A 12,997-nucleotide genomic window follows, 5' to 3' on the forward strand; every position below is an offset into this window, starting at 1 on the left:
GCTAAAGGGTATCTAACATGAGCAACAATGAATTCCATCAGCGTCGTCTTTCCGCCACCCCACGCGGTGTGGGCGTCATGTGCAACTTCTTTGCCCAGAGTGCGCAAAACGCCACGCTGACCGACGTCGAAGGCAATGAGTATATTGATTTCGCCGCCGGGATCGCGGTGCTGAACACCGGTCACCGCCATCCGAAAATGGTCGCCGCCGTCGAGCAACAACTGCAGCAGTTTACCCATACCGCCTACCAGATCGTGCCTTATGAAAGCTACGTGTCGCTGGCAGAAAAACTCAACGAACTGGCGCCGGTACAAGGCCCGGCGAAGACCGCGTTCTTCTCCACCGGCGCGGAAGCGGTCGAAAACGCGGTCAAAATCGCCCGCGCCCATACCGGGCGCCCGGGCGTTATCGCCTTCGGCGGCGGTTTCCATGGCCGTACCTACATGACCATGGCGCTCACCGGCAAAGTCGCACCGTATAAGCTGGGCTTTGGGCCATTCCCTGGTTCGGTGTACCACGTGCCGTATCCATCGGCGCTGCACGGTATCAGCACCGAAGATTCGATTACCGCCATTGAACGCCTGTTCAAAGCCGATATCGAAGCCAAACAGGTCGCAGCGATTATCTTCGAACCGGTTCAGGGTGAAGGCGGTTTTAACGTCGCGCCGAAAGAGCTGGTTGCCGCCGTGCGCCGTATCTGTGATGAACACGGCATTGTGATGATCGCCGATGAAGTACAGAGCGGGTTCGCCCGTACCGGTAAGCTGTTCGCGATGGATCACTACGCTGATAAGCCAGACCTGATGACCATGGCCAAAAGCCTGGCGGGCGGGATGCCGCTTTCCGGCGTAGTCGGTAACGCGCAGATTATGGACGCCCCGGCGCCGGGCGGTTTAGGCGGCACCTACGCCGGTAACCCGCTGGCGGTGGCGGCAGCGCACGCCGTGCTGGATATCATTGATAACGAGGCGCTGTGCGAGCGCGCGCAGTTCCTCGGCGAGCGCCTGCTGGCGACCCTGCAAGAGATCAAGGGCTGGTGTCCGGCGCTGGTGGAAGCGCGCGGCGTCGGATCGATGATCGCGGCGGAGTTCTTTGACCCGGCGACTGGCGAACCTTCAGCGGCGATCGCGCAGAAAATCCAGCAACAGGCGCTGGCGCAGGGCCTGTTGCTGCTGACCTGCGGCCAGTACGGCAACGTCATCCGCTTCCTCTACCCGCTGACGATCCCGGATGCGCAATTCTCCCGCGCGCTGACGATTCTACAGCGCGTCACCCGTCTGTAATGCCCTCCGCCGACGGCCCTGGCCGTCGGCTATTTTACCTCGCTGCTGACGATACACTGCTGGGGATAGTGCTGCTGAAAATAGTGGCGCAGAAACTCAACGGTGGTGCGAATTTTAGCTGAGGTCGCCAGTCGCGACACGTAGACCGCCCAGACGTTGGCGGGCTGAAAGTAGTCTGGCAGCACGTGTACCAGATGGCCGCTGGCGATATTTTCACTGACGTCCCACCACGAGCGTAACGCAACCCCCTGCCCGTCCAGGCACCACTGATGCACGATTTCGCCATGGTTAGATGACAACGGCCCGGTCACCTTGATCGCGTGCTGGCCGTCTTTGCCGTGCAACTGCCAAACGCCGAAAGGATGATCGCGCTCTTTAATCACCAGACACGGCAGCATCGCCAGATCGCTGAGCTGCTTCGGCTGCGGATGGTGGGCAAAGAACGATGGCGAGGCGCAAAGAATGCGGTGATTGGTCGCCAGCTTGCGGGCAATCAGATTCGGCGCGATATCATCACCCACACGAATATCGAGATCGACCCCTTCATTCACCAAATCCACCAGCCGGTCTTCGACGTCGAAACGCAGTTCCAGCTGCGGATACTGACGCGCCAGCGCCGATAGCGCGGGGGCCACCACCCGGCGGCCAAAACCAAAGCTGCTGATAATGCGCAGCATTCCCTGTGGCACCTGCCGCACATCGGAGAGTTCATCCATCATCTCATCGACATCCTGCAGAATGCGCTGCGCCCATTCGTAGATCCGTTCCCCCTCTTCGGTAATGGTGACCCGGCGAGTGGTGCGGTGCAGCAGCATCACGTTCAGGGTTTGCTCCAGCAGCGACACCCGCTTGCTGACGAAAGCTGGCGACACGCCAAGCTCTTCAGCGGCGGCGGCAAAACCGGCGCGGCGGGCGACCAGCATAAACACGCGTAAATCATTTAGCAGCGGTAGATTATTCATGATCTGTGTTTTATGTTTCACCAGTTAGCGTGATTAATTATGAACCAGTCAATTATAGGATAGGCAGGTGGTCAAACATCATCGCTAAAAAGTGAGAACCGGAATGAAAAAAACCTGTCGTATTGCCGCCATCCCTGGTGACGGAATTGGTAAAGAAGTTCTGCCTGAAGGTATTCGCGTGCTGCAAGCCGCCGCGCAGCGTTGGGATTTATCGCTCAGCTTCGAGCAAATGGAATGGGCCAGCTGTGAATATTACGCCCACCACGGCAAGATGATGCCGGACGACTGGCGCGAGCAATTACAGGGCTTCGATGCTATCTACTTCGGCGCCGTCGGCTGGCCGGATACCGTCCCGGACCACATTTCACTGTGGGGCTCGCTGTTGAAGTTCCGCCGCGAGTTCGATCAGTACGTCAATTTGCGTCCGGTGCGCTTGTTCCCCGGCGTCCCTTGTCCACTGGCGGGTAAAAAAGCCGGCGATATCGATTTTTACGTGGTGCGTGAGAATACCGAAGGCGAGTATTCCGCTCTCGGCGGGCGCGCCAATGAAGGCACCGAAAATGAAGTGGTGATTCAGGAGTCCGTCTTCACCCGCCGCGGCGTCGACCGCATCCTGCGCTACGCCTTTGAGCTGGCGCAAAGTCGCCCACGCAAAACGTTGACTTCCGCGACCAAGTCCAATGGCCTGGCGATCAGCATGCCGTATTGGGATGAACGCGTGGAAGAGATGGCTAAAAACTACCCCGGGATCCGCTGGGATAAGCAACATATCGATATTCTCTGCGCCCGCTTCGTGTTGCAGCCGGAGCGTTTCGATGTGGTGGTAGGTTCGAATCTGTTCGGCGATATTCTCTCCGATCTCGGCCCGGCGTGTACCGGCACCATCGGTATTGCGCCGTCGGCGAACCTGAATCCAGAGCGGACCTTCCCGTCGCTGTTTGAACCGGTTCATGGTTCGGCGCCGGATATCTACGGTAAAAACATCGCCAACCCGATCGCCACCGTTTGGGCTGGCGCCATGATGCTCGATTTCCTCGGCAACGGCGACGAACGCTACCACGCCGCGCATAACGGCATCCTGGCGGCGATTGAACAGGTGATCGCCAGCGGGCCGAAAACCCCGGACATGAAGGGCAGCGCCTCGACACAGCAAGTCAGCAACGCCATCTGCCAGGCCATTTTGGCGTAATTACCCCGCCCGCTCCCCGGTCGGCTGCGCTTACCGGGGCTACAATGGCACGAGAATATCGCCCGATCGCGTAGCCCGGGTAAGGCGTAGCCGCTACCCGGGAAAACTCGCGCCAACTCCCCTCTCTCTTCGATATGCAGAAAACCCCACTCTTGACAAGTGAACCGCGTCACAGCGGCAAACTTTATTGATTCCCACCAGGAAATAACCTGCGCTGATTCACCTTTTATTATTTCCGTTCCGTGTTTTATTGCTTCACGAATCGGCCAATTGTTTAATCGATGTAACGAAGAAATAATCCAATTGTTAATAGCTCTTTGCTACGAACCTTGACCCTACAGTGTGATAACAACGACAGGCTAAAGCCACATACGGGCGACCACGCCCAGGAGATCACCCATGTTGAGCAACGTAAAGAAAAAAGATGTGCCGCTGATTGCCATAAGCCTGGCGGCCATTATTTTTATCGCCGCTACATTAAGTCTCTTCCCCCAGCAAACCGCGCAGGCGGCGAACGCCATTTTTAACGGCGTCACCCGCCTGCTCGGGTCGGCGGTACAAATCCTGGTACTGATGGCGCTGGGACTGGTGTTATATCTGGCAACCAGCAAATACGGCAATATTCGTCTCGGCGAAGGCAAAGCCGAATACAGCACTCTCTCATGGCTGTTTATGTTTATCTGCGCCGGACTCGGCTCCTCCACCCTGTACTGGGGCGTAGCCGAGTGGGCCTATTACTATCAAACGCCGGGCCTGAATATCGCGCCGCAGTCGCCGAAAGCGCTGGAATACAGCATTCCTTACTCCTTCTTCCACTGGGGCATCAGCGCGTGGGCGACCTACACCCTCGCGTCGCTGATCATGGCCTACCACTTCCACGTGCGGAAAAACAAAGGTCTCAGTCTCTCCGGGATTATCTCGGCGATCACCGGCGTGAATCCGCAGGGCTTCTGGGGGCGTCTGGTCGACCTGATGTTCCTGATCGCCACCGTTGGCGCGTTAACCATTTCGCTGGTCGTTACCGCGGCAACCTTCACCCGCGGCCTGTCGGCACTGACCGGCCTGCCGGATAACTTCACCGTTCAGGCTTTCGTGATCCTGCTCTCCGGCGGTATTTTCTGCATGAGTTCGTGGATTGGCATCAATAACGGCCTGCAGCGTCTGAGCAAAATGGTCGGCTGGGGCGCATTCCTGCTGCCGCTGATCGTGCTGCTGGTGGGCCCGACCGAATTCATCACCAACAACATCATCAACGCCATCGGCCTGACCACGCAGAATTTCCTGCAGATGAGCCTGTTTACCGATCCGCTCGGCGACGGCGCCTTCACCCGCAACTGGACCGTCTTCTACTGGCTGTGGTGGATCTCCTATACCCCGGGCGTGGCGATGTTCGTCACCCGCGTTTCCCGCGGACGCAAAATCAAAGAGGTGATCTGGGCGCTGATCCTCGGCAGTACCGTCGGTTGCTGGTTCTTCTTCGGGGTGATGGAAAGCTATGCCATGCACCAGTTCGTCAACGGCGTGATTAACGTGCCACAGGTGATGCAAACCCTCGGCGGCGAAACCGCCGTCCAGCAGGTGCTGATGTCATTACCGGCAGGTAAGCTGTTCCTCGCCGCCTATCTGTTCGTGATGATTGTCTTCCTTGCTTCGCACATGGATGCGGTGGCCTACACCATGGCGGCAACCAGCACCCGTAACCTGCGCGAAGGCGAAGATCCGGATCGCGGCATGCGCCTGTTCTGGTGCGTCGTGATCACCCTCATTCCGCTATCGATTCTGTTTACCGGCGCGTCGCTTGAAACCATGAAAACCACCGTGGTGCTGACCGCCCTGCCGTTCCTCGCCATCTTATTGGTCAAAACCGGCGGCTTCCTGCGCTGGTTAAAACAGGACTACGCCCACGTGCCGGTCCATCAGATAGAAACGCATATGCCCGAGCCGGTCGGCAAAGCCGAATCGCTACCGGTTGGCGCAGTACTCAAAAGCGACGGTCAGTCGCTGTAATACAACCTCTTACTGACAATAATCACAAGGTGACCCTACATGAGCAATTTGAGCCCTGACTTTACTCTGCCGATTAACTTTTGTGCTAATCCGCAGGACGCCTGGACCATCCCGGCCCGCTTCTATACCGACGGCCAGGCTTTTGAACACGAGAAAGAGCGTATCTTCGCCAATAGCTGGATTTGCGTCGCGCACGGCAGCGAGGTCGCCAAACCGAATGACTACATTACCCGGGAAATCATCGGCGAAAATATCGTTATCGTGCGTGGCCGCGACAACATCCTGCGCGCCTTCTATAACGTCTGCCCGCACCGCGGCCACCAGTTACTGAGCGGCGAAGGCAAAGCCAAAAACGTGATTACCTGCCCGTACCACGCCTGGGCCTTCAAGCTCGACGGCAATCTCGCCCACGCCCGCAACTGCGAAAACGTGGCTAATTTCGACAGCGAGAAGGCGCAACTGATGCCGGTACGCCTCGAAGAGTACGCCGGTTTCGTGTTTATCAATATGAATCCAGAGGCCGAGAGCGTCGAAGCGCAGTTACCGGGCCTGCAGGACAAAGTGCTGGAAGCCTGCCCGGACGTCCATGATCTGAAACTGGCGGCGCGTTTTACCACCCGCACCCCGGCCAACTGGAAAAACATCGTCGACAACTATCTTGAATGCTACCACTGTGGCCCGGCGCATCCCGGTTTCTCCGATTCCGTACAGGTTGATCGCTACTGGCACACCATGCACGGCAAATGGACGCTGCAATATGGCTTCGCCAAGCCGTCCGAACAGTCGTTTAAGTTCGAAGAAGGCGTAGATGCTGCGTTCCACGGTTTCTGGCTGTGGCCATGCACCATGCTCAACGTCACGCCGATCAAGGGCATGATGACCGTTATCTACGAATTCCCGGTGGATGAAGAGACCACCCTGCAGAACTACGATATCTATTTCACCAACGAAGAGCTGACCGATGAGCAAAAATCGCTGATTGAGTGGTATCGCGATGTGTTCCGCCCGGAAGATTTACGTCTGGTGGAGAGTGTGCAGAAAGGGCTGAAGTCCCGCGGCTATCGAGGTCAGGGGCGCATTATGGCCGATAACAGCGGCAGCGGTATCTCCGAGCACGGTATCGCCCACTTCCATAATCTCGTGGCCCAGGTGTTCCAGCCGTAATCGTTGAAGGAGTTTGCTATGTCCGTGTTTCACTCTGCCCTTTTTCGCCAACAGGCGCTGATTGCCGGAAGCTGGCGCGACGCCGCCGATGGCGCCACGCTTGCCGTCAGCAACCCGTCAACCGGCGCGACGCTCGGCCAGATCCCGAATATGGGACGGGCGGAAGCGCAACAGGCGGTAGATGCCGCTGCCGCCGCGCTGCCAGCGTGGCGCGCGTTTACCGCCGCCCAGCGCGCCGCGCTATTGAAGAACTGGCACCGCTTGATCCTCGAAAACAAAAGCGCGCTGGCGCAGATTATGACCGCCGAGCAAGGTAAGCCGCTGGCGGAAGCAGAAGGCGAAATCGCCTATGCGGCCTCGTTTATCGAATGGTTCGCTGAACAAGGTAAACGTACCAACGGCGAGGTCATCCCCTCGCCCGCCGCCGATAAACGCCTGATGGTAATCCGCCAGGGTATCGGCGTCTGCGCGGCGATCACCCCGTGGAACTTCCCGGCGGCGATGATCACCCGCAAAGCTGGGCCTGCGCTGGCTGCTGGTTGTACGATGGTGATAAAACCGGCTAACGAAACGCCGTTTACCGCGCTGGCCATGGCGGAACTGGCGATTCAGGCCGGGATCCCACAGGGCGTCATCAACGTGGTCACCGGCCAGTCGCGCGAGATCGGCGCGGTGTTTACTGGCGACGAGCGGGTGCGCAAACTCTCCTTTACCGGGTCGACCGAAGTCGGTCGTGTACTGATGCGCCAGTGCGCCGAATCAATCAAAAAGCTCTCGTTAGAGCTTGGCGGTAACGCGCCGTTTATCGTCTTCGACGACGCCGATATTGATAAAGCGGTCGAGGGCGCGCTGGTCGCTAAGTTCCGTAACGCCGGGCAAACCTGCGTTTGCGTCAACCGTTTCTACATTCACCATGCCATCTACGACCAGTTCTGCGATAAGTTCGTCGCCCGCGTCGCCGCGCTGAAAGTCGGCGACGGCGGCGAGTCCGATGCGCAGATCGGGCCGCTGATTAACGCCGATGCCGGGCGTAAAGTGCAGTCCCTGCTGGACGATGCCCTGAGCCGCGGTGCCACGCTGCTCACCGGCGGCAAAGCGCATCCGCTGGGCGGTAATTTCTTTACGCCGACGGTGATCGGCGACGTACAGCCGGGTTCGCTGCTACTCCAGGAAGAGATTTTCGGCCCGGTGGCCGCACTGGTGAAATTCGAGGATGAACAGCAGGTCATCGAGCAGGCCAACGACACCATCTACGGGCTCGCCTCCTATTTCTACAGCAACGATGCCGCCCGCATCTGGCGCGTCTCCGAGCAGCTGGAATACGGCATGGTCGGCATCAATACCGGGCTGATCTCCAACGAAGTCGCGCCGTTTGGTGGAGTGAAGCAGTCCGGCCTTGGCCGCGAAGGCTCAGAACACGGCATTGAAGATTACCTGGAGATGAAGTACCTCTGCCAGGGGTTGTAAATACGCTCTCCCGGCGACAGCGCAGGCTGCGCCGGGATTTTTTGATGGAGTTCAGCGATGTCTGATTATCAAATGTTTGAAGCGATCGTTCGCGATGTGGAACAGATCACCGCCCAGGTGAAGCGTTTTACCCTGGTGTCGCCGTCGGGCAAGCCGCTACCGGCATTCAGCGGCGGCAGCCATATTATTGTCCAGATGCAGGACGGCGAGCAGCGCTACAGTAACGCTTATTCGCTGATGAGTTCCCCACTGGATACCACAAGCTGGCAGATTGCCGTTTGTCTCGAGTCGCCGTCAAAGGGCGGCTCGCGCTTTATGCACCAGCAGGTACGACCGGGCGATACCCTGACGGTTTCCACGCCCAATAATCTGTTCGCCATCGACCCGCAGGCACGTAAGCATCTGCTGATCGCTGGCGGTATCGGCATTACGCCGTTTCTATCGCATATCCCGCAACTGGAACAGCGTCAGGCTGACTGGCAGTTGCACTATTGTTTCCACGATGCCGACAACAACGCTTTCGTCGATGAGCTAGGCGCCGCGCCGTGGGGCGATCGGGTCAACGTTCACGTATCCGCACTCGGCAGCCGTCTCGATCTCGCGCGTCTGTTCGCCGATCTCGAGCCCGGCACCCACGTGTATACCTGCGGCCCGGCCGCGCTTAACGAGGCGGTAAGAATCGCTGCCGAAGACCATCAGGTACCTGCCAATCAGCTGCACTTTGAACAGTTTGTTGTTGAGGATAAAGGCGGGGATGCCTTCACGCTGGTGCTGGCGCGTTCCGGGCGCGAATTTACCGTACCGCAGGACATGACCATTTTGCAGGTCATTGAAAACAATAAAGCGGCGAAGGTCGAATGCCTGTGCCGCGAAGGCGTGTGCGGCACCTGCGAAACCATGATCCTGGAAGGCGAAGCCGACCACCGCGATCAGTATTACAGCGACGAAGAGAAAGCCAGCCAGCAGAGTATGTTGATCTGCTGTTCGCGCGCCAAAAGCGGCCGGTTGGTACTGGATTTATAAATAACAGTTCCGGCCGCCCCTGCGGCCGGAAAGCGCACGACTATCATCGGCACCCGACGAGTTGTTTTTCAGTTATTGAAATACGCGTCACGCCCACTCCACGCGACCGCGGCCATTATTTTTTGCCCGGTATAATGCTTCATCGACTTTCTTAATAAAAACGTCCTGCGCCTCACCTTGTTCGCGCATACCGACGCCGATACTGATCGACAGCGGGTAGTCGTTATTAATCAGAATAACGCGCGCGTTTTCAAGGATCGACTGCGCCAGTTCACGGACCTCTGCCAGCGACAGGCCATCGGCGATAATCGCAAACTCCTCGCCGCCAATTCGCGCCGGTTGGATCCGATCGCAGGTCAACTTTGACAGTTGTTTACCCAGCGCGAACAGGACTTCATCCCCCACCAGGTGGCCGTAGGTATCATTGATTTTCTTGAAGAAATCGATATCCAGAATCATCAACGCCACCGAATGCCCTTCTTTCTCGCGAATAGTATCGATAAAGAAACGGCGGTTCGGCAACTGGGTGAGTTCATCTTTCAACGATTTTGAGCGCGCATCGACGTACAGCAGATTGATGCGTTCGATAATCTTATAAATGCCGATCGCCGTGACCAGCATCCCGGAAAGGCGCAGCAGATCTTCGCAATAATAACCCATCCATCGTGGCTGCTGGAATATCTCATCCATTAAGTCAAAAGTGCCGCCGGCAATCCACAACAGTAAACCATATTTCACGCAGTTCACCGCCACGTGGCTGACGCGTACCTTTGCCGAACTCCACAGCATAAACACTAAAAATAACAGCGCTAAAAAATCAATATATAAACCCGGATTACTGAATATCTCCCGCCACGGCCCTAAGGGTTTTAAGATAGCGGCGCAAAGTAACGACACCAGAACAATAACCGCCAGCGCGGGCAGGAAATTTAGCGAAGAATTAACCGCGGGGGTTTTTATATTTATGTTCTTTTCTATTTCGGGCATTTAGTCTCTCACAACGTCATCGAGATCGAGGCTTCCATAAAATAGCATAACAGCCTGCGGCATTTCCGCGAACAAAAATACGATTACCCTGCATGAGAGAAGGAATAAGAATGGACTGACCCCGCGGAATTATTCCAACGTCCTACCACTCCATGGCGACGAGGTCAGTGGCGCGGATACTAAAGAGTTCACCGGCGGCGTAATTAGCACAATGTGCTACATCAAAGACTAATTAACACTTCTCCGTGACAAATCAAGGTTTACGCCGCTTATGCGCTCAGCTTTTCGCCATTATGCACAAAATACCCGCGCCGGGCCGACAACGTCGAGCCGTACCGTTGCGCCAGTCTGCCAGGCGGCCTGGCTGACGGTCTTCAGCACCAGCGGCATCGCCTGCCCTGGCGCCGTCAACGTCAGCGTTGAGATATGGCCAGCGAAATCGACGTCGGCAATACGTAATGGACTGTCTTGCGTCGCGCACGGCGAGACCAGCAGCTGTTCCGGGCGCAGCATCACCCGCCCCCGGCCATTGGCATGACGGTCTTCGGTCATCAGTTCGCCAATGGCGCAGCGCGCGCGCCCATCGGCAAGTTCGGCATCAAGCACCAACGCATCGCCGAGGAACAGCGCCGTGGCCTCATCGACCGGGCGTGAATAGACCTCAAACGGGCTACCTACCTGCGCAAAACGCCCCTGGCGCATCACCGCGACCTGGCTGGCAAATGACAGCGCCTCGGTCTGATCGTGAGTTACCAGAATCGACGCCACGCCAGCCTCGGCAAGCAGATCGGCGGTGGCTTTACGCGTCGCCGCCCGCAGCCCGGTATCCAGCGCCGAGAAAGGCTCATCCAGCAGCATCAGCGACGGCTGCTGCGCCAGCGCGCGAGCTAATGCCACCCGCTGCTGCTGGCCGCCGGAGATTTCGTGCGGCCAGTGGTTAGCCAATTGCGGGTCTAATGCCACCATCTCCATCAGCGCGGCGACGCGGCGGCGTTTCTCCTCACGGCTGCTATCCAGCCCCCAGGCGATATTGTCGGCCACATTAAGATGCGGGAACAGCGCCCCTTCCTGCGGGACAAAACCGATCCTGCGCTGATGAGCCGGGACAAACACGCCGTCGCCAAACAGGGTGTTGCCCTGCATAACGATGCGCCCGTTATCCGGCGTTTCAAAACCGGCGAGAATACGCAGCAGCGTCGTTTTGCCGGAGCCTGACGGGCCGACAATCGCGGTACGGCTACCCGGCGCGACAGTCAGATTGAGGTTATCGAGAACCAGCGCGTCGGCGAAAGATTTCGAGATAGAAGACAATTCCAGCATGTTACAACCCTGCAATTTTTTTCGACTGCACATAAAGAACCGCCGTGAGCGGCAGCGAAATAACGATCATCAGCATCGCGTACGGCGCCGCGGCGACGTAATCGATCTCGCTGGTTAACGCCCAAAAACCGGTCGAGAGCGTGCGCGTGCCGAGCGGCGAAAGCAGCAGCGTGGCCGTGAGCTCATTGCTGACGCCAAGAAACACCAGCGCGGCGCCCGCGGCAGCGCCAGGCGCGGCCAGACGCATGGTGACGCTCCATAATGCGCGAGCCGGACTACGGCCGAGACTCCGCGCGACGTTCTCCAACTCGACCGGCGCCTGTGCGATCCCAGCGCGCAGGTTAATCAACGCCCGCGGCATGAACATCAACAGGTAAGCGAGGAACAGCGTCACTTCGGTCTGATACACCGGGCGCGCGTAATGGATAGTGACCGTCACCAGCGCCAGCGCGGTGACGATACCCGGCAACGAACTGGTGATATAATTACAGCCCTCTAGCAAGCGGAACAGCCGATGCGGATAACGCACGCCAAGCCAGGCGATCGGGATCGCGCAGGCGGTGGTCAGCAACGCCCCGCCCGCCCCCAGCACCAGCGTCTGGCGCAGCGAATGCCACAGGTCGGCATGCAGCCAGTTCTCCAGCCCGCCGAGCCACAGCCAGCGGCACAGCACCAGCAGCGGAATGCCCATCGCCAGCATCACCAACAACAGCAGCAGCAACTGCGCGCCGAAAGCGGTCGCGATCCCCAGCGGACGGCGCTTCTGTTCGCGCGCCGCGCCAGCGCCGATACGCGCATAACGCGCTTTGCCGCGCGAGACGCTTTCCAGCAGCAGGATCGCCAGGCAACACAGCGCCAGTACGCCCGCCAGCATATTCGCCGCCGGGCCGCTAAAGGTGGACTGGAACTGATCATAAATGGCGGTGGTGAAGGTATCAAAGCGGATCATCACGTACAGGCCGTACTCCGCCAGCAGATGCAGCGCCACCAGCAGCGCGCCGCCGCAGATAGCCAGCCGCAGCTGCGGCAGCACCACGCGGAAAAAGACTTTCCACGGCGGCGTCCCCAGCGACGCGGCAACGTCTTCCAGCGTCGGGTCAAGACGGCGCAGCACCGCCGCCACCGGCATATAAATAAACGGATAGTAGGCCAGTACCGAGAGAAACACCCCAGCGGACAGGCCGTGCATTGATGGCGCGACGCTGATCCAGGCGTAGCTTTGCACAAACGCCGGGATCGCCAGCGGCGCAACCGCCAGCGCTGACCACAGCTGGCGCCCGGCAAGCGCGGTACGTTCAGTCAGCCAGGCCACCGTCACGCCGAGCGCAATGCAAATAGGCACCGTCAGCAACGTTAGCCACAGCGTATTGCTGAGCAGTTCAGCCACTCGCGGGCGAAATACCAGTGCTTTAATGGTCGGCCAGCCGGTGTCAAAACCCACCGACACCACAAAACCTAACGGCAGCAGGGCCATTAATGAAAACAGTACAGCTAAGGCAACCATCGGAAATGCAGGACGCCTGCGCTCGGGCAGGCGTCCTGTTTTCTTTCCGAGTACCAGACTCAGAGCAGACATAAACAGATCACTTCAGCAT

Annotated in this window: 10 protein-coding genes; 6 read left to right on the forward strand and 4 right to left on the reverse strand. The window is 58.3% G+C overall.

From position 1 onward, the window contains the following. Positions 1 to 17 precede the first annotated feature (17 nt). Positions 18 to 1,283, forward strand: a complete 1,266-nt coding sequence (puuE, locus tag PYR66_14575; GenBank protein ID WEF26549.1) for a 4-aminobutyrate transaminase — start codon at positions 18 to 20, stop codon at positions 1,281 to 1,283. A gap of 29 nt (positions 1,284 to 1,312) precedes the next feature. Here puuE and PYR66_14580 read toward each other — a convergent pair whose 3' ends face one another. Next, positions 1,313 to 2,266: a LysR substrate-binding domain-containing protein gene (locus tag PYR66_14580; GenBank protein WEF26550.1), complete on the reverse strand. Its 954-nt coding sequence runs from the start codon at positions 2,264 to 2,266 to the stop codon at positions 1,313 to 1,315. A gap of 82 nt (positions 2,267 to 2,348) precedes the next feature. Here PYR66_14580 and PYR66_14585 point away from each other — a divergent pair, with 82 nt between their 5' ends. The 5 genes from PYR66_14585 to PYR66_14605 all read left to right on the forward strand — a co-directional run bounded on the left by PYR66_14585 (position 2,349) and on the right by PYR66_14605 (position 9,095). Then, positions 2,349 to 3,434: a tartrate dehydrogenase gene (locus PYR66_14585; GenBank protein WEF26551.1), complete on the forward strand. Its 1,086-nt coding sequence runs from the start codon at positions 2,349 to 2,351 to the stop codon at positions 3,432 to 3,434. Positions 3,435 to 3,833: 399 nt separating this feature from the next. Continuing rightward, a complete protein-coding gene (locus PYR66_14590; GenBank protein WEF26552.1) occupies positions 3,834 to 5,441 on the forward strand; it encodes a BCCT family transporter in 1,608 nt (535 codons plus the stop codon). A gap of 39 nt (positions 5,442 to 5,480) precedes the next feature. Continuing rightward, positions 5,481 to 6,605, forward strand: coding sequence for a ring-hydroxylating oxygenase subunit alpha (locus PYR66_14595; GenBank protein ID WEF26553.1), 1,125 nt, complete (start codon positions 5,481 to 5,483; stop codon positions 6,603 to 6,605). 18 nt (positions 6,606 to 6,623) lie between these two features. Beyond that, complete coding sequence (locus PYR66_14600; GenBank protein ID WEF26554.1) at positions 6,624 to 8,072, forward strand: NAD-dependent succinate-semialdehyde dehydrogenase; 1,449 nt, start codon at positions 6,624 to 6,626, stop codon at positions 8,070 to 8,072. 57 nt (positions 8,073 to 8,129) lie between these two features. Further along, complete coding sequence (locus PYR66_14605) at positions 8,130 to 9,095, forward strand: PDR/VanB family oxidoreductase (protein WEF26555.1); 966 nt, start codon at positions 8,130 to 8,132, stop codon at positions 9,093 to 9,095. 87 nt (positions 9,096 to 9,182) lie between these two features. On the opposite strand, the gene PYR66_14610 is transcribed toward PYR66_14605, so the two are convergent. The 3 genes from PYR66_14610 to PYR66_14620 form a co-directional block, all read right to left on the reverse strand. Then, positions 9,183 to 10,082, reverse strand: coding sequence for a GGDEF domain-containing protein (locus PYR66_14610; GenBank protein WEF26556.1), 900 nt, complete (start codon positions 10,080 to 10,082; stop codon positions 9,183 to 9,185). Between the two features lie 291 nt (positions 10,083 to 10,373). Next, on the reverse strand, positions 10,374 to 11,402 hold the full coding sequence (locus PYR66_14615) for an ABC transporter ATP-binding protein (protein ID WEF26557.1): 1,029 nt from the start codon (positions 11,400 to 11,402) through the stop codon (positions 10,374 to 10,376). Between the two features lies 1 nt (position 11,403). Continuing rightward, on the reverse strand, positions 11,404 to 12,978 hold the full coding sequence (locus tag PYR66_14620; protein ID WEF26558.1) for an iron ABC transporter permease: 1,575 nt from the start codon (positions 12,976 to 12,978) through the stop codon (positions 11,404 to 11,406). Positions 12,979 to 12,997: the final 19 nt, after the last annotated feature.

Origin of the sequence: Klebsiella aerogenes (assembly GCA_029027985.1) — a bacterium.
In the GTDB taxonomy this organism is placed as follows: Bacteria; Pseudomonadota; Gammaproteobacteria; order Enterobacterales; family Enterobacteriaceae; genus Klebsiella; species Klebsiella aerogenes_A.